Raw genomic sequence first — 25,634 nt, forward strand, 5'->3', positions numbered from 1 at the left:
AAAAACCCACAACAGTTGAGCCTCGCAATATGCGGAAGCTGAACCGGACAGTCGTGGGCTTGTCCCGGCCATCCACGCATTTCGGCGCACGATGCGCGACGTGGATGCGCGGGACAAGCCCGCGCATGACGAGCAAACCAATTGAAAGCTCGTTTGGCAATCACACGTGGCCGCCGCACAGCAGCCTGCCCGGGGTGACGCTACCTAGCGCGATGCGACCGTCACTTCCCCGTCGGCACGTCCTGCCGCCACGCACTCCCCGCGATCTTCGCCGCGGCGATCACCGCCTGGGTCCGGCTCTCGACGCCGAGCTTCTGCAGAATGGCCGAGACGTGCGCCTTGATGGTCGCCTCGGAGACGCCGAGCTCGTAGGCGATCTGCTTGTTGAGCAGGCCCTGCGACAGCATCATCAGCACGCGCACCTGCTGCGGGGTCAAGGTGACCAGGCGGTCGCGCAGCCTGGTCATTTCAGGATCGGCGCCGGCGGCCAGGTCGGTGTCGGGCGGCACCCAGACCTCGCCGTCCATCACCTTCTTGATGGCATCGCGCAAGGTGTCGACGCCGAACCGCTTCGGGATGAAGCCGGAGGCGCCGAAATCGAGCGAGCGGCGGATCGTCGCGCCGTCGTCGCTCGCCGACACGATGACGACCGGGATCGCCGGATATTGCGCGCGCAGATAGATCAGGCCCGAGAAGCCGGAGATGCCGGGCATGGTGAGGTCGAGCAGCACCAGATCGACCTCGGAATCCTTTTCCAGCAAAGCGGTGAGGTCCTCGAACGAGCCGGCCTCGTCGACCACGGCCTCCGCGAGCACGCTCGCGACTGCCTGCCGCAAGGCATTGCGGAACAACGGGTGATCATCGGCAATGACGAGATGAGTGCTGGCAGCCGCCATGAATCCAGACTTGACCTTGCGAGACCGACGACATGCTGCAACTGCACGCGCCCGGTTTTCCGTAAAATACTCGCCCGGCCACCGGTTGCATGCAAGCGTCCAATTCCACTTGCAGGGAAGGCGGTTAATCCGAACCTTGTGCAACGCAACATCGATAGCGCGTCGGCCGCTCAGCGAACTTGATCCGCCGCAATGTCCCCATCTTTCCCGCGCGCCGCAGAGGGCAGAGCCGAAAGTCGTATTGGGGCGGGTTTCACTGCAATGTTACTGAAGAGCAAGGTCTCCGCGACCTGCGCCGTCCAAGTCCGGCATGCGGAGGCGAAAGCCATCATCACAACAATCATGGGGAGCGAATGCCGATGTCAACAATGGTAGCCACACAAGCGAGAGCTGGAGGCATGACGAAGGACGAACGCTTCGTCATTCTGGCCTCCTCTCTCGGCACCGTCTTCGAGTGGTACGACTTCTATCTTTACGGGTCGCTGGCCTCGATCATCGGCGCGCAGTTCTTCAGCGACTATCCGCCGGCCACCCGCGACATTTTCGCACTGCTCGCCTTCGCCGCCGGCTTCCTGGTGCGTCCGTTCGGCGCCATCGTGTTCGGCCGCATCGGCGACATCGTCGGCCGCAAATACACCTTCCTGGTCACGATCCTGATCATGGGCCTGTCGACCTTCATCGTCGGCCTGCTGCCGAACGCCGCGACCATCGGCTTCGCGGCGCCGGTGATCCTGATCGGCCTGCGCCTGCTGCAGGGCCTCGCGCTCGGCGGCGAGTATGGCGGTGCCGCAACCTATGTCGCCGAGCACGCCCCGATGGGCAAGCGCGGCTACTACACATCCTTCATCCAGACGACGGCGACGATGGGCCTGTTCCTGTCGCTGCTGGTCATCCTGTTCACCCGCACCATCATCGGCGAGGCCGACTTCGCCAAATGGGGCTGGCGCATTCCGTTCCTGGTCTCGGTGCTGCTGCTTGGCGTCTCCGTCTGGATCCGTCTGCGCCTGAACGAATCGCCCGTGTTCCAGAAGATGAAGGACGAGGGCAAGAGCTCGAAGGCGCCGCTGACGGAAGCGTTCGCGAACTGGGGCAACGCCAAGATCGTGTTGCTGGCGCTGATCGGCGCCACGATGGGCCAGGGCGTGGTCTGGTACACCGGCCAGTTCTACGCGCTGTTCTTCCTGCAATCGATCCTGAAGGTCGACGGCTACACCGCCAACCTGCTGATCGCCTGGTCGCTGCTGCTCGGCACCGGCTTCTTCATCGTGTTCGGCATGCTGTCCGACAAGATCGGCCGCAAGCCGATCATCATGGGCGGCTGTCTGATCGCGGCGCTGACCTTCTTCCCGATCTTCAAGATGATCACCACCAACGCCAACCCGGCGCTGGAGAAGGCGATCGAGGCGACGAAGGTGGAAGTGGTGGCTGATCCCGCCGGCTGCGGCGATCTGTTCAACCCGGTCGGCACCCGCGTCTTCACCGCGCCTTGCGACACCGCCCGCGCCTTCCTGGCCCAGTCCTCGGTCAAGTACTCGACCGTTTATGGTCCGGCCGGCTCCGGCGTGAAGGTCACCTTCAACGGAAAGGAAGTGCCCTACACCGATGCGAAGACCAGCAACCCGGCGCTGACGGCCGCGATCGGCCAGGCCGGCTATCCGAAGGCGGGTGATCCGTCGATCGTGAAGATGGCGCATCCGTTCGACGTCTTCCGTCCGCAGGTCGCCGCGATCATCGGCCTGCTGTTCATCCTGGTGATCTTCGTCACCATGGTGTACGGCCCGATCGCCGCGATGCTGGTCGAGCTGTTCCCGACCAAGATCCGCTACACCTCGATGTCGCTGCCCTACCACATCGGCAACGGCTGGTTCGGCGGCCTGCTGCCGGCAACCGCCTTCGCGATCGTGGCCTCCACCGGCGACATCTATGCCGGCCTGTGGTACCCGATCTTCTTCGCGGTGATCACGGCGGTCGTCGGCTTCCTGTTCCTGCCGGAGACCAAGGACGTCGACATCCAGCAGCACTGATCAGGACGCGGGCAGCACCTCCGCCCGCATCTCCTCCGAGCGAACGGCCGCGGATCACTCCGCGGCCGTTCCGCATTTCAGACCCACGGATTTTCTCTTTATGGCCTCAGGCCGCGCCGATGAACTGCAACACCAGCTCGCGCCTATGCGGACGCGCGCGATGCTCGATCAGATAGAGCGCCTGCCAGGTGCCGAGCATCATGCGGCCGTCCTGCACCGGCACCTGCAGCGAGACCGAGCTCAGCATGGTCTTGATGTGCGCCGGCATGTCGTCGGGCCCCTCGGTGTCGTGCACCCAGCCGGCATCCTCCGGCGCCAGCCGCGCCAGCGCCGTGGTGAGATCGTGCAGCACGGTGGGATCGGCATTCTCCTGGATCGTCAGCGACGCCGAGGTGTGGCGAACGAACAGGGTCACCGCGCCTTCCCTGGCGGAGACTTCACGCAGGAATGCCTCGACCTCGCGCGTGAGATCGGTGAAGCCGCGGCCCGAAGTCTGCACCGTCAGAATCGACGTCACCACCGTATCGATCGCAACAACCGAAGGTGCCGTGCGCGAGGCCGATCGTGCCGACATGGATGCAGCCTCCTCGAAGCGGTCTCAGATCCTGCCCGAGACGTCCTTCTGCACCCGCGTCGCCATGTCGAGCAGCCGCCGCCACGCCTGCTCGAGGAACCCCATCATGCGGTCCATGTCCTGGTCGCTGGGCAGCGGGATCTCGAGCTTTCGCGTTCCGTCAGCAGACTTCGACTCTCCGGCTCGAGGCTCCGCCTTCTTCAATTGATCGGACTTGGGCAGCGCCTGGTCCTTCGGCAGCGGCTCGTCGATCTTGCCGGAGATGCTCTGGTCGCGCGACGCGAGCTGGCCCTTGAGCTTTTCATTCTCCGCCTGCAGACGGCCGATCTCGGCGTCCAGCGCGGCGCGCTCATCAGGCACCGCGTAGCAGGCAAAGCCCGATCCACCGCTGTTGTTGCACATCGAGACCGCACCGGTCTTGGTATCGAGCCGGATCACGCCGTCCGATGTCGTCGACATCGTGTAGCGTCCCTTGTCGCCGTCAGGCGTTGTGTCCTCGACCGCAAACGCCTCTCCGCCCAGGCAGCTCAACGCCAGCAGCGCGAGGAGCGGCGGCCGGTAGGGCTTCGTGAGACTCATGGCTGGCTCTCCCAGGCGCATTCGCAACCGCCGCCATGCACGCCGACATTGTGTCGCGGCCATGACGTTGCCTCAGGTGCGATCCGCTGCCACAGGCCGCACCTATGTTTCGGACGTATAGGCGGAGCGACCGGATTTCAACGCGTCCGCCAGCAGTTCGAGCCGGTCCTGCCCCCAGAATATCTCGCCATCCAGCACGTAGGCCGGCGAGCCGAACACGTCGGCCGCGATCGCGTCCTGCCGGTTCTGCTCGTAGGCCGCCCCGACCACGTCCCTCGCCGCCTGCGTCACGAGATCGCGGCCCGGCAGTCCGGCTGCATCGGCCAGGCCGGCGATCACCTCGGCATCCGCAAGATTGAGCTGCTGCTCCCAGATGGCCGGGAAGGCGCGCTGCAGATAGGGCTCCGGATCGAGGCCGGCCTGCTGCGCCGCAATGACGACGCCGTCGGCGAGCCGGGCATTGAACGGCCAGTTGCTCGGCTGGATGTGGAAATCGAGACCGCGCTTGTCGCGCCACCGCTTCAGCTCGACGATGCGATAGCGCTGCCGCGCCGGATGGCGCTTGGCCAGCGGAAGCCCGCCGGTCTCGGCGAACAGATCCACCAGCATGACCGGCTTGAGGTTGACGCTCGCGCCGTGGCTCGCGGCGATGTCGCGGAACAGCCGGTGGCCGATATAGGCCCATGGCGACTGCAGCGAGAAATAGTAATCGATCTGGCGCGACATGCGGGTTCCCGTGCTGGTTGGAGTTCAGCGACATCGGATCAGAGGGCCCTGACAGGGGCAAGATCGCAGTTGCACAGAACACTGTTGATGCGGCGCGGTGACACGCGCGACCGATCTGACGAAAAAGCCGAGAAGACGAGCAGAATCAGGCATCTAACAGTTCAACACGCAATCTTGACTTGGGGGGATGCGGTCAGTATGGTCCGCGCGGCTTTAAAGGGCGATGGGGCGCTATTTCCTGACACTCGCGGCAACGGATCGGGTCTCCACACATGGCGGATAAGCACATGGCGGATGGCACGAACGAGAGCGGCGGACACGGGGATCGCGACAAGTCGCCCGATGAGGTTGCGCTTTCCGCAAGGCTCGGAAGTCTCGACCAACGGTTGTCCGAATTTCGCGACGGCCGAAAGATCGGGGCTGATCAACCTGGAAACGGCGGCGGTGACACTGCAGCCCGGGCTTCGGCCATGGCGCGTGGCCTGCGACTGTCCTCCGAGTTGATCGCCGGTGTCCTCGTCGGTGCGGTGCTTGGCTGGGGCTTCGACCGCTTGCTGTCGACATCGCCCTTTGGATTCATCGTGTTTTTCCTGCTCGGCTTCGCGGCCGGCGTGTTGAACGTGGTGAGATCCGCAGGCATAGCTCCCGACAGGCCCCGCCAGTGAGACATGCGCGGAAGACCTCGCGCGGAAGACCAACGAGTGAATTGCAAAGCGCCGGCGTGGCCGGTGAACAACTGAGACGCCACGCGGATGATCGATCCGATCCATCAATTCCACCTCAACAAGATCTTCACGATCGGCCACATCGGCAATCAGGAGATCGCCTTCACCAATTCGTCCGCGTACATGCTGCTCGCGGTCGTGCTGATCGCCGTCATGATGATGGCCGCAGGGCGCGCGCTCGTGCCGGGCCGGTTCCAGTCGGTGGTCGAGCTGTCCTACGAATTCGTCGCCAACACCATCAGAACCAGCGCCGGCTCGCACGGCATGACGTTCTTCCCGCTGGTGTTCTCGCTGTTCATGTTCATCTTCGTCTCGAACATCGTCGGCATCATCCCCTACACCTTCACCGTCTCCAGCCACATCATCGTCACCTTCGCGCTGGCGCTGCTGGTGTTCCTGACGGTCATCATCTACGGCTTCTACAAGAACGGCCTGAAGTTCTTTAAGCTGTTCGTCCCCTCCGGCATCCCCGCGGTGATCCTGCCGCTGGTGGTCGTGATCGAAATCATCTCCTTCTTCTCCCGTCCGATCTCGCACAGCGTCCGTCTGTTCGCCAACATGCTGGCCGGCCACGTCACCCTGAAGGTGTTCGCGAGCTTCGTGACCATGCTCGGTGCGCTCGGCTTCGTCGGCAAGGTCGGCGCGCTGTTGCCGCTCGGCCTCACGGTCGCGCTGACCGGCCTCGAGCTGATGGTCGCGTTCCTCCAGGCCTACGTCTTCACGATCCTCACCTGCATCTATCTCAACGATGCTATCCATCCGGGCCACTGATCCGGCCCTCTCTACCAAACCCCTCAAAGGAGTTCGTTTCATGGATCCGGTTGCAGCGAAGTACATTGGCGCGGGCATTGCCTGCATCGGCATGGGTGGCGCGGGTGCCGGCATCGGCATCATCTTCGGCAACTACCTGTCGGCCGCTCTGCGCAATCCGTCGGCCGCCCAGGGCCAGTTCGGCAACCTGATTTTCGGCTTCGCGGTGACCGAAGCGCTCGGCATCTTCTCGCTGCTGATCGCGCTGCTCCTGCTGTACGCCGTCTAAGACGGCCTGAGCCGGACAGGAGAAGCCCGTGGCTGAAAGTCATGGCGAAGCCAAGGGCGGCGAGGCCAAGGGCACCGCAAGCGCCCATACGGAGGCCGATGGCGGGCATGGTTTCCCTCCGTTCTCGAAGGAAACCTTTCCGTCCCAGATCGTCTCCCTGGTGATCGCCTTCGTGGCGCTGTACGTGATCGTCTCGCGTGTGGCGCTGCCGAAGGTCGGGGCCGTCATCGACGCCCGCCAGAAGTCAATCGACGGCGATCTGGCTGAAGCGCAGCGGCTGAAGGATGAATCCGAAGCCGCGATGAAGGCATATGAGAGCGAGCTGGCGACGGCTCGTGCCCGTGCCCAGGCGATCGGAGCCGAGACCCGCGAGAAGCTCGCGGCCTCTTCGGACGCCGAGCGCAAGGCGCTGGAAGACAGCCTCGCAACCAAGCTCGCGGCGGCTGAGGCATCCATCGCCACCACGCGCACGACCGCAATGAGCAATGTCCGCGGCATCGCCGCAGATGCAGCCAGCGCGATCGTGAAGCAGCTCACCGGCAAGGCCCCCGCAGCCAAGACGGTCGAGGCTGCGGTGGATGCATCGTTGAAGGGAACAGCCTGATGCATTTGCTTGCTGATCCGGAAACCTGGGTCGCGATCGCCTTCGTGATCCTGATGGGCCTGTTCGCCTATCTCGGTGTCCACCGCATGGTCCTGACGGCGCTCGACCACCGCGCCGAGCGCATCAGGAACGAGCTCGCGGAGGCCAAGCGGCTCAAGGAAGAGGCGGCCAAGGTGCTCGCCGATTACAAGACCCGCCGCGCCAGCGCCGAGCGTGAGGCCGAGGAGATCGTCACCAGCGCAAAGGCGGAAGCCGAGCGCATCGCGGCGGAGGCCAAGGCCAAGATGGAAGACTTCGTCGCCCGTCGCACCAAGGCCGCCGAGGGCAAGATCGCCCTCGCCGAAGCCCAGGCTCTCGCCGACGTCAGGTCCGCTGCGGCGGAGGCCGCCGTCCAGGCGGCAGCGACCGTGCTGTCTCAGTCGGTCAAGGGCGCTCTTGGCGAAGACCTCGTCGCCAAGGGCATCGCCGAAGTCGGCCGCAAGCTGAACTGAGCGGCAGCCCATCTCATCCATCATCTTCAAAAGGCCGGTGCGATTCCATCGCACCGGCCTTTTGCTATTCACACTCTCCGGCGACCGCTTCGCGCAAGGGCAATCGTCACCTCCGCTTCTTGCCGTGCGGCCGCTCCGGGGTCAGGGCCTGCGGGTCGAAGCCGATGTAGAAGACGTAATTGTCGGCATTGGCGCCGGGCGGCGGCACCGGATAGACCATGTCCTCGGCGACGATCGTGAACGGCACGCTGCCGTCCTCGGTCATCTGCACCGTGGTGCGATACGACTTGGTCGCGATCACCTTCTCGCCGATGCCGCCCTGGACCACGGCAATGCGCATCGGAATGTCGACGCTCGCCGGCGCGCCCGCGGGGCCGGCGACGATGCGCCCCTGAATGCCGATCTTGGCGGTGATCTCGGCCCCGTTGAGATTACATTCACGCGCGGTCTTGGTGATCGACGCCTGGAACCGGACGTCGTTGCCGACCGCCTGCTTGCCGGGCGCGGCCACGGCGTAGGTCGAGGCGCCGGCGCGAATATTGACCGGCGGACAGGTCAGGCCATCGGTCGGATCGACCGGCGGTCCGCCGCTGGCGGGCAGATTCTGTTGCCCCTTGTCGTCCGAGCCGCCGCCGAACAGGCTCTTGAAGCGGTCGGTCAGCGATTGGGCGGCTGCCGGCGGCGCCGCGCTCGCGGCTCCCAAGGCCAGCAGCACGGCTGCCAACGTCCCAGCCCTGATCACGCTCGTCTCTCGCATCGTCTGATATCCCCGGCAACTCGGTCGCCCAGCCAAGGCGTCTATACCCATTTCAGAGCCCGGAACCAGCCCCGATCGGCCTCTCCCGCGGCAATCACGATCACGATTGCTACCCCCGGAAATCCTCGTGCAGCAGGCCGTAGAGATAGTGGTCCTGCCAGACCCCGTTGATGCAGAGGTAGCGACGCGCCAGGCCCTCGCGGGTGAAGCCGCATTTCTCCAGCACGCGGATCGACGGCATATTGGTCGGGATGCAGGCCGCCTCGACCCGGTGCAGATTGAGCTCGCCGAACAGGGTCGGCAGCAGCAGCCGCAGCGCCGCCGTCATGTAGCCATGATGCGCGAACGGCTGCCCCATCCAGTAGCCGATGGTGCCGGCCTGAACGATGCCGCGGCGGACATTGGCGAGCGTGATGCCGCCGAGCATGGCGCCATCCTGCTCGCGGAAGACGATGAACGGATAGGACCGGTCGGCCGAGATGTCCTCGGCATAGCGGCGCAGCCGGCGGCGGAAGCCGGAGCGCGTCAGGTCGTCGGACGGCCAGATCGGCTCCCACGGCGTGAGATAGTCGCGGCTGATCTCGCGCAGCCGCGCCCATTGCGCGTAATCGGCCATCTGCGGCGCACGCAGCAGCAGGCCCTGGCCGCGCGGAGCCAGCGCAGCCGGTCCGTTGGATGGCAAGCGAAACAGGGCCATCTGTGATGCTCCCCCTGCTCTTTCCGGGTCGAAGCCTGCTCCGACCCACCCCAGATCTCCAATGCCGAGATCTCCAAGGCCAAGATCTGGCGAGATTCAAATGCGCGCGGACCGCACCGAGCCGAACCACGCTCAGTGCAGTTGGGCCTTCGATCGCGAACCGGTCAGACCTTCGGCGAAAGTGACCGCCGTGTCCAGACCCCTGCCGGTGCCGAGCGCGACGACCGCCGGCTTGCTGCGTGCGAGCAGCGCCCGCGCCGCATCGCGCGTGCTCTCGACGCTGACCGCCTCGATCTTGGCGACCATCTCCTGCAAGGTCTGCGGCCGGCCATAGGCCAGGATATGCCGCGCCAATTGCTCGGCACGGGCACTGCAGCTCTCCAGCGCCATCAAGAGCCCGGCCTTCATCTGCGCCTTGGCGCGGGCGACCTCGGCCTCGCTCAGGGTCTCCACCGCATTGCCGATGATGTCGACCACGACCTCCATCATCTCGGGGGCGTCGGCCGGATCGGTCCCGGTGTAGAGGCCGAAGAACCCCGTGTCGCTGTAGGGCGCGTGGAACGTGTAGACGGAGTAGCAGAGCCCCCGGTTCTCGCGCACCTCCTGGAACAGCCGGGACGACATGCCGCCGCCGAGGATGTTGGTGAACACCTGCAGCGAGAACAGCGACGGGTCGGCCTGCGGCACGCCCTCGAGCGCAAGCGTCAGATGCGCCTGCTCGAGATCGCGATGCACGACCCGCGAGCCGCCCTTGCCGAACGCCGCCGGCAGCGGCTTCGGCCCCTCGCCGCCATTGAAACTGGCAAAGCGCTTCGTCACGTCCTCGACCACCCGCTGATGGTCGACGGCACCGGCGGCGGCGACCACCATGTCGGGGCCGCGGTAATGCGTCGACAGATAGCCGTGCAGCTTGTCGCGATCGAACGCCTCCAGCGTCTTGGCGGTGCCGAGGAGCGAACGGCCCATCGGCTGGTCTGGAAAGCACAGCTCGTTGAGATGCTCGAACACGACGTCATCGGGCGTGTCCTGCGCCGCGCCGATCTCCTGCACGATTACGTTCTTCTCGCGCTCCAGTTCCTCCGGCACGAAGGACGGATTGGCGAGAATGTCGGAGAGCACGTCGAGCGCCATCGGCACGTCCGCCTTCAGCACGCGGGCGTAATAGGCCGTGGTCTCAGTCGAGGTGCCGGCATTGAGATCGCCGCCGACCGCCTCGACGGTCTCGACGATCTCGCGGGCGCTGCGCGTCGTCGTGCCCTTGAACGCCATGTGCTCGAGCAGATGCGAGATGCCGTGCTCGTCCGGCTTCTCGTCGCGGCCGCCGACGCCAGCCCAGACCCCGAGCGCGGCCGTCTCCAGATGCGGCATCGTGTCGGTGACGACCGTCAGCCCCGTCGGCAGCTTGGTGACTTCCACACCCATCATGCAATTCCCTGCTTGGCGGCCCGGCTGACCGAGCGGATGAACTTCTCCACCTCGGCCTGGTCGTTCCGCATGATCCTGATGTCCTCGCGCTTGCTCATCAGCCCTTCGAGCCACACCGGCAGATGCGGCCGCATCCCGCAGGCGGCCTCGACCGCGTCAGGGAATTTGGCGGGATGCGCCGTCGACAGCACGATGTTCGGCACCGACAGATCCGTGCCGTCGCGATCGGCCACCGCCAGCGCCACCGCCGTATGCGGATCGACGAGATCGCCGGCCTCGCGGAAGGCGGCGCGGATCGCAGCGGCGGTCTCGGTCTCGTCGGCGCGTCCGGCATCGAAATCGGCGCGGATCGCCGCCAGCATCGCATCCGGCAGCACGAAGCGGCCGGACTGCTTGAGGTCGTCCATCAGCCGCCGCACGGTGCCGGCGTCACGGCCGCCGGCTTCGAACAGCAGCCGCTCGAAATTCGACGACACCTGGATGTCCATCGAGGGCGAAGCCGTCGCATGCACTTCGCGCACCTCGTAGATGCCGGTCGTCAGCGTCCGGGCGAGGATGTCGTTGACATTGGTCGCGACGCGCAAGGTGCGCACCGGCAGACCCATGCGCTTGGCGACGTAGCCGGCGAAGATGTCGCCGAAATTGCCGGTCGGCACGGTGAAGTCGACGGCGCGGTGCGGCGCGCCGATCGCGACCGCCGAAGTGAAGTAGTAGACCACCTGGGCGACGACGCGCGCCCAGTTGATCGAGTTGACGCCCGACAGCCTGACCGAATCGCGGAAGCCGTGATGGTTGAACAGGCCCTTCACGATCGCCTGGCAGTCGTCGAAATGACCTTCGATGGCCAGCGCATGCACGTTCGCCGCGCCCGACGTGGTCATCATCCGCCGCTGCACCTCGGAGATGCGGCCATGCGGAAACAGCACGATGAGGTCGGCATTGTCGCGGCCGGCGAACGCATCGACCGCGGCGCCGCCGGTATCTCCCGACGTCGCCACGACAATGGTGGTGCGCTCGCCGCGCTTGGCGAGCACGTGGTCCATCAGCCGCGAGATCAGCTGCATCGCCACGTCCTTGAACGCCAAGGTCGGGCCGTGGAACAGCTCCAGCACGAACTGATGCGGTGCGGTCTGGTCGAGCGGCACCACGGCGGGGTGACGGAAGGTCGCATAGGCCTCGTTGGCCATGCGGCCGAGCTCCTCGTCGGAAATCTCGCCGGCGACGAACGGCTTGATGACCTCGACGGCGACCTCCCAATAGGGCCGGCCGAAGAACGACGCGATCGTCGCCGGCGTCAGCTGCGGCCAGGTCTCGGGCACGTACAGGCCGCCGTCACGGGCGAGCCCGGTCAGCATCACATCGCAGAAAGTGAGCGCGGGGGCTTCCCCGCGGGTCGAAACATAGCGCGTCAAACCGCTCTCCTGACCTGCGTCACCAGGCCATAACCCGTTGATTGAATTCGAAATCGGAACCGCCCGGCGGCAACATGGTCCGGCACCATAATGGTTTTGGACGGGCTGCGAAACCGGTTGTTGCCGGTGGGATCGTCATGGGGACGGGTTACGGCGGCGTTACGGTGACCCGCGCGAGATGGGCAGCCCTGGTCGGTCCACCTCTCCATCCTACCAGCTCCGCCGTCATCGCCCGATTCACCCGGGCGATCCGGTACGCCGCGGCGGCTATGCTCACCCGCGCCGCTGCGGCGTACTGGATCCCCGCCGTCGCGGGGACGATGGCGGTGCTTGCGGCTTTCAGCCGGACACTTCGAACACGCGAACGAACGATGGGATATCGGCACGACCTCTCCACCTCGTCATTCCGGGGCGCGCGGAGCAGCGGTCTCGCGGCGCGATCGGCGCCCGAGCTTTGCGGAATGTCTCCCTCCTTCGAACGGAGGGCGCAGGGAAGACCGGATGCCGGCTGGCACCCGCGGCCCCCGTGCGAACAAGAATGCACGGGGCAGGAACCACAGGTTCAGCCAGAGCGACCCGGCCTTCCCTGCGCGATGGCTTACGACTTATACGCGCTCTCCTCGGTGCACCGGGCTTTTTGGCCACCGTCATCGACGCGATGCATCGGCACCAGCGCCAACTTGATACCAGCGTCGGGGTATCAGGACCACGCGACTTCGCCGTCCGTGTCGGCCGCACTCGTCAGTTGCAGCCGACCCGTCCATCGCATCCCACCTCACGTCCGTGACGACGCGTACGTCCCTCGCTGGCGAGGCGGAATGGGAAGAGACAACCATGATTTCGGAAAAAATGAAAGTAAAAAATTGCCGCCGGTCGATGCTGAACTCATCAGCGCGTTGAGGATGCTTACATAATCAGTTTTCCGGCGCGGCCGAATTCTTGATATCGGACGCCAGCTCATGCCGTTGCGAATAGCCCGTCGGGCGACTCGGGGCAGAATCGCGACGATCGCGGTGGCGAGGCGCGGTGCGTAGGTGCGTAGCCCGCCGCTCAAACCGAGACGGCCTCACCCGCCTTCGCGTCGGCCTCGGCGAACACCGCCTTCGCTGCGAACAATCCGTTGAGCGCGGCGGGGAAGCCGGCATAGACCGCCATCTGCATGATCACCTCGGTGATCTCGTCGCGGCTGAGGCCGACGTTGAGGCCAGCATGGATATGAACCTTCAGCTGCGGGCTGGCATTGCCGAGCGCGGTCAGCGCCGCGATGGTCGCGATCTCGCGGCTGCGCAGATCGAGGCCGGGGCGTGAATAGATGTCGCCGAACGGAAACTCGATCACGTAGGTGGCGAAGTCCGGCGCGATGTCGGCGAGCGCCGCGATCACATTGTGGCCGGCCTCGCCGTCGATACTATCGAGCGCGCGCCGGCCGCGCGCCAGCCGATCCTGATCGGTGTTGGCGCCGGATGGCGTGCCGCCCGGCATCGGGCTCGTCGTCGTGGCTTGGCTGGGCGTTGATCGCGTCATCGTCGTTCGTCCTCTCGCTGCTGCCGGCATAGCCGGCGATCTTGCCGTCGAGAACGAGAAGGCAATCCTGCAGGCTGGCGACGCGCGCCCGGACCGCCTCGCGATGACGCTCCAGCAGCCGGCATCGTTCCGGCTCGGTGGCAGCGCCGCCCGCGCGCAGCTCGGCGTAGCGCAGCATGTCCCGGATCGGCATTCCCGTGGCCTTGAGGCGGCCGAGGAATTCGATCCAGGTCAGGATCGATGCGTCGTAGTCCCGCTGGCGGGCATGATCGCGATCGGCCCTGGGCAGCAGCCCGATCCGCTCGTAGTAGCGGATCGTATGGGGCGTCAGCCCCGACTGCCTCGCCAGCTCGCCGATCTTCATGCGCGCTTTATCTCCATTCACGACGCCAGGCAGGCTACGGGTTCGAGCGCGCTCTAAGTCAAGCGCCGTTTTGCCCGCCGTAGCCCGCATGAGCGAAGCGACATGCGGGGGCCGGTGCTGAACCCGCATGTCGCTTCGCTCATGCGGGCTAGGAGGTCATCGGCTGGCAGTTACTGCCTCCACACGCCCCTGCCGAACGCCCAATATTCTCACGATGTCCTCTCGTCGGTCGAACAGCACCCAAGCCGGATCGCCTTCGGCTGTCATGAAGGATGTCACGTAGAGCTCATCCGACAGACCTACGGCGATTTCGGGTAATCGTCCAACGACCGAAAACTCCACGACGGTCTTGTTACGGATGTGATCAAATGTTGCCGCCCACAAGGACTCCTCGCTCCAGCTTCCGCACAAGATCGACGAGTTGTCTTCGATACGCCAGCTCCACTCGATCATCAGGCCAAACTCTCCCTCCGGATTACCAAGCGTTCCGTCGCGCCGGGTACAGCTGGTGAGATGCCCAAACTCCAAGAAAATGGCCGAGCCAGCGCCTCGCCACACGTGGGAAAGTGGCAACCCGATCAGCGGATCACGGAATGTCCGCAGAAGATCAACACCATCATCACTCAACTTCGGCTCCTAAGACAGCCGCCCGTCTCATCTTGACCAATATTTGACTTCTTAGCAGGCCGCGACATGCGGGATCGACAGCGGCCCCCATATCGCTGTCGCTCACGCGGGCTACGCGTCATCGAGCGGATCTGCGCCGTCCCCTCGCCCACACCGCGAAGGCCACGATCAGCGCCGCGGCGAGTGAGAACCAGGTGATCGCGTATTGCATGTGCTCGTCGCGCAGATGCGGCGACAGCGGACCGGGTTTTGGGATGCCGTTGTCCGGCACCGGCGTTTCCAGGTCGATGTAGAACGGCGCGACCTCGCCCCAGCCGAGCGTCTTGGCCATCGCGCGATGGTCGCGCGTGAACCACAGCCGCTTGTCGCGGCTCTCGGCCGCGGTGAGCAGGCCGGCGGCCTCGGGAAAGCGCAGATAGCCGGTGAAAGTCACGGGCTCGCCGGTGACGAGCTTGCCGACCTGGCGATCCTGGATGCTGCGCTCCTGCATGGTGTTGGCGACGAAGCCGGCGTCGATCACGATGGTCTCGCCAGACGGCAGGCGCGCGGGGAGGAACGCCCAGGTGCCCGGCCCAGAGACGTCCTCGCGCACGGCCGAGCCGGCGCTGTAGACCATCGCATCCGGCAGCTTTGCATAGGTCGCGGTGAAGCTGACGCGGCGGAATTCGTCGCGCTCCGGCGTGAGCGTGCGCCAGTCGCTCGGCGGGGGCAGCGGTGCGGGTGCGGCAGCGACGCGATCGGTCAGCGCGGCGATCAGCGCATGCTTCTCGGCGCGGCGCTGCAATTGCCAGACGCCGAGGCCGATGAACAGTGCGACCATGACGAAGGTGAAGGCGGCGAAGGCGCGGGATGAGGTGGTGGGACGGGCGGAGGTCATGCGGCGACCCCGACGCTGCGCGCCAGCTTGAGTTCGATGGTGTCCACACGCGTGAGATAGCCTCCCGCTTTCACCGCGCGGACAGTGCGCTCCCCTCCCCCTTGCGGGGAGGGGTTGGGGGTGGGGGTGCCCCAGCAAAGACTGCCGTTGAGGCTACCCCCCTCCCCAACCCTCCCCCACAAGGGGGGAGGGAGCGCAGCGTGTTTGCGGCGAGGGCTTACCTTTTCTTCCGCGTCCGGAAGCGGCTTGACCCATGTCCCGAGAGACAGACCGCAACGGCAGGACCTGAGCAGCGCTTCAAAACCGGAGCGCCGCTCCGCGGAACTCGGACCGTTCATCGCGGCGTCTTGTCCACCAAACGGCCGGGGGCGGCCTTGTGGTGGAATTGCAGGGCGATCAGCAGCGATTTCATCGCGCGCAGCGGCAGCAGCGTCGTCACCAGGATCAGCGGCCCCCAGAGCGCGGCATGGACCCAGAACGGCGGCTGATACTTCACCTCGACGATCAGGGCGGCGCCGACCACGATGGCGCCGGCGAGCATCATGATGAAGATCGCCGGACCGTCGCCGGTGTCGATGAAGGCATAGTCGAGATCGCAGGCTTCGCAACGCTTGCGCAGGTTGAGGAAGCCGTCGAACAGCTTGCCCTGGCCGCAGCGCGGGCAGCGGCAGGCGAGCCCGCGCAGGACGGTCTGGGCCAAAGTGACGGGCGGATGCGTGGTCATGGTGTCTTGCCCCTGGGCGGCCGGGCGGCGCCCCCTGGTGATACAACCGGAGGCGGCGACGGCGGATCACATTTCGATCAACCGCCGGGCGCCGCCGCAAACGAGAAAGGGCGGCCCGACGGCCGCCCCTTCTTAGCACGTTCGACGGAACCGGTGCGCGCCGGCTTCAGTGCGCGCCGTGGGCCATCGCCTCGGCGCCGTGGCCCCAGACGTAGATGCAGATGAACAGGAACAGCCAGACCACGTCGACGAAGTGCCAGTACCAGGCGGCGAACTCGAAGCCGAGATGCTGCTTGGGCGTGAAGTGGCCGGCATAGGCGCGCGCCAGGCAGACGATCAGGAAGATCGTGCCGACCAGGACGTGGAAGCCGTGGAAGCCCGTCGCCATGAAGAAGGTCGAGCCGTAGACGTGGCCGGCGAACGAGAACGTCGCGTGGCTGTACTCGTAGGCCTGCACGCAGGTGAAGGTCGCACCCAGGAGGATGGTGAGGATCAGGCCGTATTTCAGGCCCTTGCGGTCGCCCTCGAGCAGCGCGTGGTGCGCCCAGGTCACCGTGGTGCCCGAGGTCAGCAGGATCAGCGTGTTGAGCAGCGGCAGATGCCAGGGATCGAAGGTCTCGATGCCCTTCGGCGGCCAGACGCCGCCGAACAGGGCGTCGCGGGTCGCCTGCACCTCGTAGTTCGGATACAGCGCGGCATTGAAATAGGCCCAGAACCAGGCGACGAAGAACATCACCTCGGAGGCGATGAACAGGATCATGCCGTAGCGGTGATGCAGCTGCACCACGCGGGTGTGGTCGCCCTTGTACTGCGCTTCCTTGATGACGTCGCCCCACCAGCTCGCCATGGTGTAGAGCACGCCGATGGTGCCGATGCCGAACACGATCGGCGCGGCGCCGTACATCTTGTGCATCCAGCCGATCGCGCCGAACGCCATGATGAAGGCCGAGACCGAGCCGACGAACGGCCAAGGGCTCGGATCGACGAGATGGTAGTCGTGATGCTTGGCGTGCGCCTCAGCCATGGCAAGTCTCTCCCCAGATCGATGCCGGTCGCGCCGGCACGGTGTCGTTCAACAGCGATGGTCCCCGGATATCGGATTTCCGCACAGTCATAGGCTGCCCCGCGGCTTGTCCGGCTCGCCCGCAGCGACCGGCTTCGGCGTGTCGCGGACGGGATAGAAGGTGTATGACAGCGTGATCGTCTTCAAGCTGTCGTTCTCGTGATCTGCTGCTATCGCCGGATCGACGTAGAACACCACCGCCATCTCGCGGGTCTCGCCCGGCGCCATGGTCTGCTCGGTAAAGCAGAAGCAGTTGATCTTCTGGAAGTAGGCGCCTGATGTCAGCGGCGACACGTTGTAGGCCGCCTGCGCCATGGTGGTGCGCGCCGCCTCGTTGGTGACCTTGTAGTAGACCGTGACCACCTCGCCGATCGCGACATCGATCTCGGTCTTCTCCGGCTCGAACTTCCAGGGCAGACCGCCGGCGACATTGGAGTCGAAGCGCACGGAGATCCGGCGCGCCAGCGGCGCCGCGGATGGCGCCGATGTCGCCACCTGCGTGGTGCCGTTGAAGCCGGTGGCGCGGCAGAACCAGTTGTAGAACGGCACGGCGGCATAGGCCGCGCCCACCATCAGCACCGCGACGGCGCCGCAGATGCCGCCGACCAGCGCATCGCGGCTGAGGCCGCGGCGCGGCGCGGCCGGCGCGGTCGCCGGAACGTTCTGGTCGGTTGTCTCCATCGCGGTCTGCTTCGTCCCGTCCTGCATCGCGTCTCTACATCGGCCGATTCAGCACCGCGGGACCCTTCACCATGGTCACCGCGAAGAACAGCACCACCAGCACGCCGAGCGCGAGCGCGATCGCGATCGAGCGGCGGCGCCGGCTGCGCAGCTGCGCCTCGGTGAGGACGATGCCCTCTGACTCGTTTCGATCCGCCATCGTGGTCGCCATGTTTTCCAGTCTCGCGCCTCTTACCAGATCAGCGGCGCGATCATGCGCGCGACCGCTTCGAGTCCGAGCGTCGCAAACAGCACGAACAGATAAAGAATCGAGAAGGCGAACAGCTTGCGGTTGGCGCGCAGCGAGGCACTGCGCTCGCGCTTGCGGAACACCTCGACCGCGAGCCACAGCATGCCGGCGCCGAGCGCCAGCGAGACGACGCCGTAGACGGCGTCGAAATAGCCGAGCGGCCACGGCGCAGCGGCGATCGCCACGAGGACGATGGTGTAGAGCAGGATCTGCAGCCGGGTCGCGTCGGGGCCGGCGACCACCGGCAGCATCGGCACGCCGGCGCGGGCGTAGTCATCGCTGCGGAACAGCGCCAGCGCCCAGAAATGCGGCGGGGTCCAGAAGAAGATGATCAGGAACAGCCAGAGCGGCTCCGGCGCGATCGATCCGGTGGACGACACCCAGGCGACCACCGGCGGCAAGGCGCCGGCGGCGCCGCCGATGACGATGTTCTGCGCGGTCCAGCGCTTCAGCCACAGCGTGTAGACGACGACGTAGAAGAAGATGGTGAAGGCGAGCAGGGCGCCGGCGAACCAGTTGACGAGGATGCCCAGCGTCAGCACCGAGAAGAACGACAGCGTGATGCCGAAGGCCAGCGCCTCCGGGCGGGTGATGCGTCCGCGCGGGATCGGACGGTTGGCGGTGCGCGACATCAGCGAGTCGATATCGCCTTCCAGCGCCATGTTCAGCGCCCCGGAGGCGCCGGCGCCGACGGCGATGCACAGCAGCGAGGTGATGGCGAGCACCGGGTGGAAATGGCCCGGAGCAATGAGCAGGCCGATCAGCGCCGTGAAGATCACGAGCGACATCACCCGCGGCTTGAGGAGCGCGAGATAGTCGCCGACATCGGCCTCGGAAATCCGCGGGCCGACGGCAATGGCGTTCTGATCAATGACCGACACGACGAATCCAGACTTCAATTCAAACGGCCCCGACGCATATCGCGTCAGCACCTCGCCTCAAGGATTCCGACGGCGCACCGTCAAGCGCGCTGCCGGCGGATATCGACGCGGCGCCGGATCGGCGCCGCATCGCGAGAGCAGGGTTACTGCACCTTCGGCAGCACCTCGAACTGGTGGAACGGCGGCGGCGAGGAGAGAGTCCATTCCAAGGTCGTCGCGCCCGGTCCCCACGGGTTGTTCGCCGCCTGTTGCTTGCGCATGAAGGCGTCGACGATTCCGTAGATGAAGATCAGCACGCCGAAACCGGAGATATAGGAGCCGATCGACGAGACCAGGTTCCAGCCGGCATAGGCATCGGGATAGTCGATGTAGCGGCGCGGCATGCCCGACAGGCCGAGGAAGTGCTGCGGGAAGAACACGAGGTTCACGCCGATGAAGGTCACCCAGAAGTGCGCCTTGGCGATGGTCTCGTTGTACATGTAGCCGAACATCTTCGGGAACCAGTAGTACCAGCCCGCGAAGATGGCGAACACCGCGCCGAGCGACAGCACGTAGTGGAAGTGCGCGACGACGTAATAGGTGTCCTGCAGCACGCGGTCGACGCCGGCGTTCGCCAGCACGACGCCGGTGACGCCACCGACCGTGAACAGGAAGATGAAGCCCACCGCCCACAGCATCGGAGCACGGAACTCGATCGAGCCGCCCCACATCGTGGCGATCCAGGAGAAGATCTTCACGCCGGTGGGCACCGCGATCACCATGGTGGCGGCGACGAAATAGGCCTGCGTCGCCGAGGACATGCCGACCGTGTACATGTGGTGCGCCCACACCACGAAGCCGATGCCGCCGATCGCGACCATGGCGTAGGCCATGCCGAGATAGCCGAACACGGGCTTGCGCGAGAAGGTCGACACGATCTGGCTGATCATGCCGAAGCCGGGCAGGATCAGGATGTACACTTCCGGATGGCCGAAGAACCAGAACAGGTGCTGGAACAGCACCGGATCACCGCCGCCGGCCGGATCGAAGAAGGTGGTGCCGAAATTGCGATCGGTCAGCATCATGGTGATGGCGCCGGCGAGCACCGGCAGCGACAGCAGCAGCAGGAACACCGTCACCAGGATCGACCACACGAACAGCGGCATCTTGTGCAGGGTCATGCCCGGCGCGCGCATGTTGAAGATGGTGGTGATGAAGTTGATCGAGCCGAGGATCGACGACGCACCGGCGAGATGCAGCGACAGGATCGCGAAATCCACCGCCGGTCCGGGATGGCCGGAGGTCGACAGCGGCACATACATCGTCCAGCCGGCGCCGACGCCGTTGGCGCCGGGCTCGCCCTCGACGAAGGTCGAGGTCAGCAGCAGCGCGAACGAGGCGGGCAGCAGCCAGAATGAGATGTTGTTCATGCGCGGAAACGCCATGTCCGGCGCGCCGATCATCAGCGGCACCATCCAGTTGCCGAAGCCGCCGATCATCGCCGGCATGACCATGAAGAAGATCATGATCAGGCCGTGCGAGGTCACGAACACGTTGTAGGTGTGGTTCTCGTGGAAGAGCTGCACGCCCGGATACATCAGCTCGATGCGGATCGCGATCGACATGGCGGCGCCGATGATGCCGGCGCAGACCGCGAAGATCAGATACATCGTGCCGATATCTTTGTGGTTGGTCGAATAGATCCAGCGCCGCCATCCGGTCGGGTGGTCGTGCGCGTGATCGTCATGGCCTGCATGGGTCGCTACGTTCGTCGCCATTGTCCAATCCTCAGTGTCCCCGTGGACCGCCAAGGCGGCCCTCAATCTTAGCGTTCATCCGCGCTCGGCTACTGCGACACGCCCGCAGCCGACGCATAGGTGCTCGTGGGCGCGCTGGCGTACTTCTTCTTGGCGTCCTCGACCCAGGCGGTGAATTCCTGATCGCTCACGACGCGCACCGCGATCGGCATGTAGGCGTGATCCTTGCCGCACAGTTCGGAGCACTGGCCGTAATACATGCCGACCTTGGTCGCCTTGAACCAGGTCTCGTTGAGGCGGCCGGGAATGGCGTCGATCTTGACGCCGAACGACGGGATCGCCCAGGAGTGGATCACGTCGGCGCCCGTGGTCTGGACGCGAATCACCTTGTTGACCGGCACGACCATCTCGTTGTCGACGGCGAGCAGGCGCGGCTGCTTGTCCTGCGCCAGCAGCGAGTCGAACTCGAACTTGCCGTTGTCGGGATAGGCGTAGCTCCAGTACCACTGCTTGCCGGTGGCCTTGATGGTCATATCGGCCTTCGGCACGTCCAGCTCGAGGAACAGCAGCCGGAACGACGGCACCGCGATCATGACCAGGATCAGCACCGGGATCAGCGTCCAGGCCACCTCGATCAGCGTGTTGTGGGTCGTCCGCGACGGCACCGGGTTGGCGCGCGCGTTGAACTTGACCACCACGGCGATCAGCAGCGCCAGCACGAACAGCGTGATGATGGTGATGATCGTCAGCAGCAGGCCGTGGAACCAGGTGATGTTCTCCATCACCGGCGTCGCGGCCTCCTGCAGCTTGACTTCCCATGGCGCCGGCTGGCCCGTTTCAGCAAACGCCGCTCCACCCGACACGAGCGTCACGCCCGTTACGGCCAACCCCAGCAAGGCGCTCAATTGGCCTTTCGACATCTTCATGCCGTCGCGCTCCCTTCAGAACTTTCCCCCTCGGCGCACCGCCCGCTTCACGCAGCGGCGCGCCGTTCGATCCGCTCTCCTGACAAATGGCCTTCGGGCGGATGCATAGAAAAGCACCTGGGCCAGTTCACTGGAATGACGAAATCTTTCTTCTCAAACCATAATTCTTGATCTATCGCAATGCAGTCTTGCGCCTGATATCGCGCGCCGCGCTGTTCGTCGCGACGAGCGTATTTTCCGGGAGATTGCCGCATGCCGTGATTTCGCGGGCAACGGGCGCTTGACAGGCGCGCGGCGCGATGTAGGCAAACGGGACACGGCCGTTTGCGAGGCTGATTCGGCGAGGCGCAGCGGCAGCGCCCACCAGGGTGCGGCCATTTTGGGTATCGTTTCGTGCCGTACGCCGATGACGCTGTCCTCAAGACGCCATCATTGCCGTATCATGGCGTCGGACGCGCAGATCACCCACAGGAAATTGTCATGGCACCGACCCGGATCAGGGTTTCAACGGACAGGACAGCTGACATGTCGACCCCAGCTGCGAATGACTCGCGCCGTTTGTACCGATTCAGCGCGGTGCGTGCGCGACTCACGCGTGTTGCCGCGATGACCTCCGCCGCAGCGACCGCGGTCGCGATGATCGCTGCGACGGTCGTCGGCGTGCCGCATACGGCGTGGGCGCAGGGCGCGGTGCGCTCGGTGCATGGCGACTGGCAGATCCGCTGCGACACGCCGCCCGGCGCGCAGGCCGAGCAGTGCGCGCTGATCCAGAGCGTCGTGGCCGAGGACCGCTCCAATGCCGGCCTTACCGTGATCATGCTGAAGACCGCCGACCAGAAGAGCCGGCTGATGCGTGTGGTGGCGCCGCTCGGCGTGCTGCTGCCGTCCGGCCTCGGCCTGAAGCTCGACAACCAGGACGTCGGCCGCGCCGGCTTCGTGCGCTGTCTGCCCAATGGTTGCGTCGCCGAGGTGGTGCTGGAGGACAAGCTGCTCGGCCAGCTCAAGACGGCGAAGACCGCGACCTTCATCATCTTCGAGACGCCGGAGGAAGGCATCGGCTTCCCGCTGAGCCTCAACGGCCTCGCCGAGGGCTTCGACAAGCTGCCCTGACGTCGGCTGCGATTGACGGAATTCGCACGATGCCGTGATCGGGCCGTGAGACGGTGTGACGCGATCTCAGCGTGGTGCGTCGAGCGCCAGCGCCATCACCAGCAGGGTCTTGTCGAACCCGTCATCGCCGGGCTCCCGCGGCTGCACCGCCTTGAGCAGGAATCCGGCCTGCTGGTACAGCCTGATGGCGTTGGTGTTGCTGCGGTAAACGGTGAGCTCGACGCGCGAGAAGCCGGCCACCCGCGCCGCCTCGAGCGCCGCCGCCATCAGTCGTCGGCCCAGGCCCTGGTGCCGGAACTGCGGCATTAGGCCCATGCCGAGCACCCCGATCCGGGCATCGATTGGCCCTGATTTGGGCGTCACATCGCACCAGCCCACCACCTCCCCGGCCGAGAGAGCGACGAATTGCGGATATCCCTCGTGGATGTTGTTCAGAATGAAGGCGCGCGTCGACTCGAGCGGCGGCGCCTGCACGAACGACAGATAGCGCCGTTCGCGCGCGACGTAATCGAGCGTGCGGTGGAAGCTCTCGATGTGAGCGGACGTGATGGGAACGATCTCAACCATGTCAGTTCGGTAATCATCCAGCCCCTCGCGCCCCGGCGTCAAAACAACTATCTTGGAATGAACGCTCCGACAACGGATTGACACATGACTGCTCCCACCACCTCCCTGCTCGAGCGCGCCAACCTGGACCGTGATGCGGTCCGGAGCGAGGTCGGGCGTGGCCTGGCCGGCGCCGATGACGGCGAATTGTTCTTCGAATACAGCCAGACCGAGGCACTGACCTTCGACAATGGCCGGCTGAAGCAGGCGACCTACGACACCAGCCAGGGTTTTGGCCTGCGCGCGGTGAAGGACGATGCAGTCGGCTATGCCCATTCCTCCGACGTCTCGCTGCCGGCCCTGATGCGCGCGGCCGATGCCGTCAGCGCCGTGCGCGGCGGCTATTCCGGCACGTTCGCGAGCGCGCCGCCGCACACCAACGTCCGGCTCTATGGCGACGACAATCCGCTGGACGCCCCGGGGTTCGAAAGCAAGGTCAAGCTGCTCGGCGAGATCGACGCGTATTTGCGCGACAAGGATCCGCGCGTGCGCCAAGTGACCGTGAGCCTCGGCGCGACCTGGCAGGTCGTGGAGATCCTGCGTCCCGACGGCGAGAGCTATCGCGACATCCGCCCGCTGGTGCGCGTCAATGTTTCCGTCGTCGCCGGCCAGGGCGACCGCCAGGAGAGCGGCAGCAAGGGCTATGGCGGCCGCGAGGCCTATGCCCGCTTCATCGAGACCAAGGCCTGGCGCGAGGCCGCCGACGGCGCGCTGCGCGAGGCGCTGGTCAACCTCGAATCCGTGCCCGCCCCCGCCGGCGAGATGGACGTCGTGCTCGGCGCCGGCTGGCCCGGCGTGATGCTGCACGAGGCGGTCGGCCACGGCCTCGAGGGCGACTTCAACCGCAAGAAGACCTCCGCCTTCGCCGGGCTGCTGGGCAAGCCGGTCGCCGCCAAGGGCGTCACCGTGGTCGATGACGGCACCATGGCCTCGCGCCGCGGCTCGCTGTCGATCGACGACGAGGGCACGCCGACCAGCCGCACCGTGCTGATCGAGGACGGCATCCTGGTCGGCTACATGCAGGACCGCCAGAACGCCCGGCTGATGAACATGGCGCCGACCGGCAACGGCCGCCGCCAGGGCTACGCACACGTGCCGATGCCGCGCATGACCAACACCTACATGCTGGCCGGCGAGCGCGATCCGGCCGAGATCATCGCCTCCGTCAAGAACGGCATTTACGCCGTCAATTTCGGCGGCGGCCAGGTCGACATCACCTCGGGCAAATATGTCTTCCAGTGCACCGAGGCCTACAGGATCGAGAACGGCAAGGTCGGCGCGCCGGTGAAGGGCGCGATGCTGATCGGCAACGGTCCGACCGACCTCAACCGCATCAGCATGATCGGCAACGATCTGTCGCTGGACACCGGCATCGGCACCTGCGGCAAGAACGGCCAGGGCGTGCCGGTCGGCGTCGGCCAGCCGACGCTTCGCATGGATCGCATTACGGTCGGAGGCACGGGCCGATGAGCCTTGAGAAGATGTCCACGGACAAGACCAGCACCAAGGCCCCGCGCACGGGCGCCGTCCGCAAGGAAAGCACCTGGGGCGGCCAGCTCGCGCAGCTCGTCGCGGTCGTCATGGTGGTGTTCGTCGCCAAGGGCGCGATCGCCGAGCCGTTCTACGTGCCGTCGGGCTCGATGGAGCCGACCCTGATGATCGGCGACGCCCTGCTCGCCTCCAAATTCCCCTACGGCTACGGCACCTCGTCGCTGCCGATGCAGATCACGCTGCCGGAGACCGGCCGCCTGTTCGGCGAGACGCCGAAGCGCGGCGACGTCGTCGTGTTCCGCTGGCCGGGCGACACCTCGCAGGCCTGGGTCAAGCGCGTCGTCGGCCTGCCCGGCGACCGCATCCAGATGCGCCAGGGTCAGCTCTACATCAACGGCCAGGCGGCCGCGCTGAAGCCGGACGGCATCGGCGATGCCGAGGACGACACCGGCCGCAACGATCCGGCCTATCGCTACGTCGAGACGCTGCCGAACGGCGTCTCGCACCTGATCTTCAAGATGCGCGACAACGGCCGTCTCGACAACACGCCGGAGGTGACGGTGCCGCCCGGCAAGCTGTTCGTGCTCGGCGATAACCGCGACAACTCCGCCGACAGCCGCGTGGCCTTGCGCGATGGCGGCGTCGGCCTGCTGCCGATCGACAATCTCGTCGGCCGCGCCGATGCCGTGGTCGGCTCCTGGGACCTTGGCTACAAGAACCAGCCGGTCTGGGCCTGGCTGTCCGGCTTCCGGCTGGATCGCTTCTTCACCGCGGTGCGTTGAACGA

At 65.7% G+C, this 25,634-nt stretch carries 29 protein-coding genes; 9 read left to right on the forward strand and 20 right to left on the reverse strand.

Annotated elements, in window-relative coordinates:
* Nucleotides 1-221 precede the first annotated feature (221 nt).
* Nucleotides 222-896, reverse strand: a complete 675-nt coding sequence (locus ACQR1X_RS29485; protein ID WP_315801524.1) for a response regulator transcription factor — start codon at nt 894-896, stop codon at nt 222-224.
* Between the two features lie 353 nt (nt 897-1,249).
* Here ACQR1X_RS29485 and ACQR1X_RS29490 point away from each other — a divergent pair, with 353 nt between their 5' ends.
* A complete protein-coding gene (locus ACQR1X_RS29490; RefSeq protein WP_315801525.1) occupies nt 1,250-2,920 on the forward strand; it encodes an MFS transporter in 1,671 nt (556 codons plus the stop codon).
* A 106-nt stretch (nt 2,921-3,026) separates the two neighbouring features.
* On the opposite strand, the gene ACQR1X_RS29495 is transcribed toward ACQR1X_RS29490, so the two are convergent.
* From ACQR1X_RS29495 to ACQR1X_RS29505, 3 genes are all read right to left on the reverse strand, one after another.
* The gene (locus tag ACQR1X_RS29495) at nt 3,027-3,494 is read right to left on the reverse strand and encodes a secondary thiamine-phosphate synthase enzyme YjbQ (protein WP_315801526.1); all 468 of its coding nucleotides are present in this window, start codon (nt 3,492-3,494) and stop codon (nt 3,027-3,029) included.
* Nucleotides 3,495-3,518: 24 nt separating this feature from the next.
* Nucleotides 3,519-4,073 carry a hypothetical protein gene (locus ACQR1X_RS29500; protein WP_315801527.1) on the reverse strand — a complete coding sequence of 185 codons (555 nt, stop codon included), beginning with the start codon at nt 4,071-4,073 and terminating at the stop codon, nt 3,519-3,521.
* Between the two features lie 102 nt (nt 4,074-4,175).
* On the reverse strand, nt 4,176-4,799 hold the full coding sequence (locus ACQR1X_RS29505) for a 2-hydroxychromene-2-carboxylate isomerase (protein WP_316218197.1): 624 nt from the start codon (nt 4,797-4,799) through the stop codon (nt 4,176-4,178).
* A 287-nt stretch (nt 4,800-5,086) separates the two neighbouring features.
* On the opposite strand from ACQR1X_RS29505, the gene ACQR1X_RS29510 reads away from it, so the two are divergent.
* The 5 genes from ACQR1X_RS29510 (at nt 5,087) to ACQR1X_RS29530 (ending at nt 7,658) form a co-directional block, all read left to right on the forward strand.
* Nucleotides 5,087-5,464, forward strand: coding sequence for an AtpZ/AtpI family protein (locus ACQR1X_RS29510; protein ID WP_315801529.1), 378 nt, complete (start codon nt 5,087-5,089; stop codon nt 5,462-5,464).
* An 87-nt stretch (nt 5,465-5,551) separates the two neighbouring features.
* Nucleotides 5,552-6,295: a F0F1 ATP synthase subunit A gene (locus ACQR1X_RS29515; protein WP_316181934.1), complete on the forward strand. Its 744-nt coding sequence runs from the start codon at nt 5,552-5,554 to the stop codon at nt 6,293-6,295.
* 40 nt (nt 6,296-6,335) lie between these two features.
* Nucleotides 6,336-6,563: a F0F1 ATP synthase subunit C gene (locus ACQR1X_RS29520; RefSeq protein ID WP_006615622.1), complete on the forward strand. Its 228-nt coding sequence runs from the start codon at nt 6,336-6,338 to the stop codon at nt 6,561-6,563.
* 28 nt (nt 6,564-6,591) lie between these two features.
* Nucleotides 6,592-7,167 (forward strand): F0F1 ATP synthase subunit B family protein, encoded by a 576-nt coding sequence (locus ACQR1X_RS29525; protein WP_434900152.1) that lies wholly within the window; start codon nt 6,592-6,594, stop codon nt 7,165-7,167.
* On the forward strand, nt 7,167-7,658 hold the full coding sequence (locus ACQR1X_RS29530) for a F0F1 ATP synthase subunit B family protein (RefSeq protein ID WP_315801532.1): 492 nt from the start codon (nt 7,167-7,169) through the stop codon (nt 7,656-7,658). Before ACQR1X_RS29525 ends, ACQR1X_RS29530 begins: the two co-directional genes overlap by 1 nt.
* 106 nt (nt 7,659-7,764) lie before the next feature.
* Here the strand turns inward: ACQR1X_RS29530 and ACQR1X_RS29535 are convergent, their stop codons facing one another.
* From ACQR1X_RS29535 to coxB, 15 genes are all read right to left on the reverse strand, one after another.
* Nucleotides 7,765-8,382, reverse strand: a complete 618-nt coding sequence (locus ACQR1X_RS29535; RefSeq protein ID WP_315801760.1) for a hypothetical protein — start codon at nt 8,380-8,382, stop codon at nt 7,765-7,767.
* A 142-nt stretch (nt 8,383-8,524) separates the two neighbouring features.
* Nucleotides 8,525-9,112, reverse strand: a complete 588-nt coding sequence (locus tag ACQR1X_RS29540; RefSeq protein WP_316181937.1) for a GNAT family N-acetyltransferase — start codon at nt 9,110-9,112, stop codon at nt 8,525-8,527.
* Between the two features lie 132 nt (nt 9,113-9,244).
* Nucleotides 9,245-10,534: a M16 family metallopeptidase gene (locus ACQR1X_RS29545; RefSeq protein WP_315801761.1), complete on the reverse strand. Its 1,290-nt coding sequence runs from the start codon at nt 10,532-10,534 to the stop codon at nt 9,245-9,247.
* Complete coding sequence (gene thrC / locus ACQR1X_RS29550) at nt 10,534-11,949, reverse strand: threonine synthase (RefSeq protein ID WP_434900153.1); 1,416 nt, start codon at nt 11,947-11,949, stop codon at nt 10,534-10,536. Before thrC ends, ACQR1X_RS29545 begins: the two co-directional genes overlap by 1 nt.
* Before the next feature lie 1,050 nt (nt 11,950-12,999).
* A complete protein-coding gene (locus ACQR1X_RS29555; RefSeq protein WP_434895723.1) occupies nt 13,000-13,431 on the reverse strand; it encodes a carboxymuconolactone decarboxylase family protein in 432 nt (143 codons plus the stop codon).
* The gene (locus ACQR1X_RS29560) at nt 13,358-13,837 is read right to left on the reverse strand and encodes a MerR family transcriptional regulator (protein WP_316237326.1); all 480 of its coding nucleotides are present in this window, start codon (nt 13,835-13,837) and stop codon (nt 13,358-13,360) included. Before ACQR1X_RS29560 ends, ACQR1X_RS29555 begins: the two co-directional genes overlap by 74 nt.
* Nucleotides 13,838-13,993: 156 nt before the next feature.
* Nucleotides 13,994-14,464 carry a hypothetical protein gene (locus ACQR1X_RS29565; RefSeq protein ID WP_434900154.1) on the reverse strand — a complete coding sequence of 157 codons (471 nt, stop codon included), beginning with the start codon at nt 14,462-14,464 and terminating at the stop codon, nt 13,994-13,996.
* 118 nt (nt 14,465-14,582) lie between these two features.
* On the reverse strand, nt 14,583-15,341 hold the full coding sequence (locus ACQR1X_RS29570) for an SURF1 family protein (RefSeq protein ID WP_434847364.1): 759 nt from the start codon (nt 15,339-15,341) through the stop codon (nt 14,583-14,585).
* Nucleotides 15,342-15,675: 334 nt separating this feature from the next.
* Nucleotides 15,676-16,065 carry a DUF983 domain-containing protein gene (locus tag ACQR1X_RS29575; protein ID WP_315717920.1) on the reverse strand — a complete coding sequence of 130 codons (390 nt, stop codon included), beginning with the start codon at nt 16,063-16,065 and terminating at the stop codon, nt 15,676-15,678.
* Nucleotides 16,066-16,231: 166 nt separating this feature from the next.
* Nucleotides 16,232-17,089 (reverse strand): cytochrome c oxidase subunit 3, encoded by an 858-nt coding sequence (locus tag ACQR1X_RS29580; protein ID WP_315801538.1) that lies wholly within the window; start codon nt 17,087-17,089, stop codon nt 16,232-16,234.
* 87 nt (nt 17,090-17,176) lie between these two features.
* Complete coding sequence (locus ACQR1X_RS29585) at nt 17,177-17,809, reverse strand: cytochrome c oxidase assembly protein (protein WP_315801762.1); 633 nt, start codon at nt 17,807-17,809, stop codon at nt 17,177-17,179.
* Between the two features lie 34 nt (nt 17,810-17,843).
* On the reverse strand, nt 17,844-18,020 hold the full coding sequence (locus ACQR1X_RS29590; protein ID WP_315801539.1) for a CoxF protein: 177 nt from the start codon (nt 18,018-18,020) through the stop codon (nt 17,844-17,846).
* 20 nt (nt 18,021-18,040) lie between these two features.
* A complete protein-coding gene (locus ACQR1X_RS29595) occupies nt 18,041-18,979 on the reverse strand; it encodes a heme o synthase (RefSeq protein ID WP_315801540.1) in 939 nt (312 codons plus the stop codon).
* 143 nt (nt 18,980-19,122) lie between these two features.
* Entirely contained in the window at nt 19,123-20,736 is a 1,614-nt protein-coding gene (ctaD, locus tag ACQR1X_RS29600) for a cytochrome c oxidase subunit I (protein WP_315801541.1), read from the reverse strand.
* Between the two features lie 68 nt (nt 20,737-20,804).
* Nucleotides 20,805-21,641, reverse strand: coding sequence for a cytochrome c oxidase subunit II (coxB, locus tag ACQR1X_RS29605; protein ID WP_315801542.1), 837 nt, complete (start codon nt 21,639-21,641; stop codon nt 20,805-20,807).
* 480 nt (nt 21,642-22,121) lie between these two features.
* Between coxB and ACQR1X_RS29610 the strand changes: the two genes are divergently transcribed.
* Nucleotides 22,122-22,751, forward strand: a complete 630-nt coding sequence (locus ACQR1X_RS29610) for an invasion associated locus B family protein (protein WP_434891684.1) — start codon at nt 22,122-22,124, stop codon at nt 22,749-22,751.
* A 66-nt stretch (nt 22,752-22,817) separates the two neighbouring features.
* On the opposite strand, the gene ACQR1X_RS29615 is transcribed toward ACQR1X_RS29610, so the two are convergent.
* The gene (locus ACQR1X_RS29615; RefSeq protein WP_315801763.1) at nt 22,818-23,318 is read right to left on the reverse strand and encodes a GNAT family N-acetyltransferase; all 501 of its coding nucleotides are present in this window, start codon (nt 23,316-23,318) and stop codon (nt 22,818-22,820) included.
* Nucleotides 23,319-23,402: 84 nt separating this feature from the next.
* Between ACQR1X_RS29615 and tldD the strand changes: the two genes are divergently transcribed.
* Both tldD and lepB read left to right on the forward strand, forming a co-directional pair.
* Complete coding sequence (tldD, locus tag ACQR1X_RS29620) at nt 23,403-24,827, forward strand: metalloprotease TldD (protein ID WP_315801544.1); 1,425 nt, start codon at nt 23,403-23,405, stop codon at nt 24,825-24,827.
* Nucleotides 24,824-25,630, forward strand: coding sequence for a signal peptidase I (gene lepB, locus ACQR1X_RS29625; protein ID WP_409997896.1), 807 nt, complete (start codon nt 24,824-24,826; stop codon nt 25,628-25,630). Before tldD ends, lepB begins: the two co-directional genes overlap by 4 nt.
* Nucleotides 25,631-25,634 lie beyond the last annotated feature (4 nt).

It is taken from the genome of Bradyrhizobium sp. HKCCYLRH3073, assembly GCF_051167995.1.
Taxonomy (GTDB): Bacteria; Pseudomonadota; Alphaproteobacteria; order Rhizobiales; family Xanthobacteraceae; genus Bradyrhizobium.

Coding starts and splice junctions, on each gene's coding strand:
- ACQR1X_RS29505 (WP_316218197.1), bottom strand. CDS start 4,799: ATGTCGCGCCAGATCGATTACTATTTCTCGCTGCAGTCGCCATGGGCC.
- ACQR1X_RS29510 (WP_315801529.1), top strand. CDS start 5,087: ATGGCGGATGGCACGAACGAGAGCGGCGGACACGGGGATCGCGACAAG.
- ACQR1X_RS29490 (WP_315801525.1), top strand. CDS start 1,250: ATGCCGATGTCAACAATGGTAGCCACACAAGCGAGAGCTGGAGGCATG.
- ACQR1X_RS29495 (WP_315801526.1), bottom strand. CDS start 3,494: ATGTCGGCACGATCGGCCTCGCGCACGGCACCTTCGGTTGTTGCGATC.
- tldD (WP_315801544.1), top strand. CDS start 23,403: ATGACTGCTCCCACCACCTCCCTGCTCGAGCGCGCCAACCTGGACCGT.
- ACQR1X_RS29520 (WP_006615622.1), top strand. CDS start 6,336: ATGGATCCGGTTGCAGCGAAGTACATTGGCGCGGGCATTGCCTGCATC.
- ACQR1X_RS29610 (WP_434891684.1), top strand. CDS start 22,122: ATGGCACCGACCCGGATCAGGGTTTCAACGGACAGGACAGCTGACATG.
- ACQR1X_RS29485 (WP_315801524.1), bottom strand. CDS start 896: ATGGCGGCTGCCAGCACTCATCTCGTCATTGCCGATGATCACCCGTTG.
- ACQR1X_RS29515 (WP_316181934.1), top strand. CDS start 5,552: ATGATCGATCCGATCCATCAATTCCACCTCAACAAGATCTTCACGATC.
- ACQR1X_RS29580 (WP_315801538.1), bottom strand. CDS start 17,089: ATGGCTGAGGCGCACGCCAAGCATCACGACTACCATCTCGTCGATCCG.
- ACQR1X_RS29585 (WP_315801762.1), bottom strand. CDS start 17,809: ATGGAGACAACCGACCAGAACGTTCCGGCGACCGCGCCGGCCGCGCCG.
- ACQR1X_RS29500 (WP_315801527.1), bottom strand. CDS start 4,073: ATGAGTCTCACGAAGCCCTACCGGCCGCCGCTCCTCGCGCTGCTGGCG.
- ACQR1X_RS29560 (WP_316237326.1), bottom strand. CDS start 13,837: ATGAAGATCGGCGAGCTGGCGAGGCAGTCGGGGCTGACGCCCCATACG.
- ACQR1X_RS29615 (WP_315801763.1), bottom strand. CDS start 23,318: ATGGTTGAGATCGTTCCCATCACGTCCGCTCACATCGAGAGCTTCCAC.
- ACQR1X_RS29570 (WP_434847364.1), bottom strand. CDS start 15,341: ATGACCTCCGCCCGTCCCACCACCTCATCCCGCGCCTTCGCCGCCTTC.
- ACQR1X_RS29555 (WP_434895723.1), bottom strand. CDS start 13,431: ATGCCGGGCGGCACGCCATCCGGCGCCAACACCGATCAGGATCGGCTG.
- ACQR1X_RS29590 (WP_315801539.1), bottom strand. CDS start 18,020: ATGGCGACCACGATGGCGGATCGAAACGAGTCAGAGGGCATCGTCCTC.
- ACQR1X_RS29545 (WP_315801761.1), bottom strand. CDS start 10,534: ATGGGTGTGGAAGTCACCAAGCTGCCGACGGGGCTGACGGTCGTCACC.
- coxB (WP_315801542.1), bottom strand. CDS start 21,641: ATGAAGATGTCGAAAGGCCAATTGAGCGCCTTGCTGGGGTTGGCCGTA.
- lepB (WP_409997896.1), top strand. CDS start 24,824: ATGAGCCTTGAGAAGATGTCCACGGACAAGACCAGCACCAAGGCCCCG.
- ctaD (WP_315801541.1), bottom strand. CDS start 20,736: ATGGCGACGAACGTAGCGACCCATGCAGGCCATGACGATCACGCGCAC.
- ACQR1X_RS29540 (WP_316181937.1), bottom strand. CDS start 9,112: ATGGCCCTGTTTCGCTTGCCATCCAACGGACCGGCTGCGCTGGCTCCG.
- ACQR1X_RS29575 (WP_315717920.1), bottom strand. CDS start 16,065: ATGACCACGCATCCGCCCGTCACTTTGGCCCAGACCGTCCTGCGCGGG.
- ACQR1X_RS29530 (WP_315801532.1), top strand. CDS start 7,167: ATGCATTTGCTTGCTGATCCGGAAACCTGGGTCGCGATCGCCTTCGTG.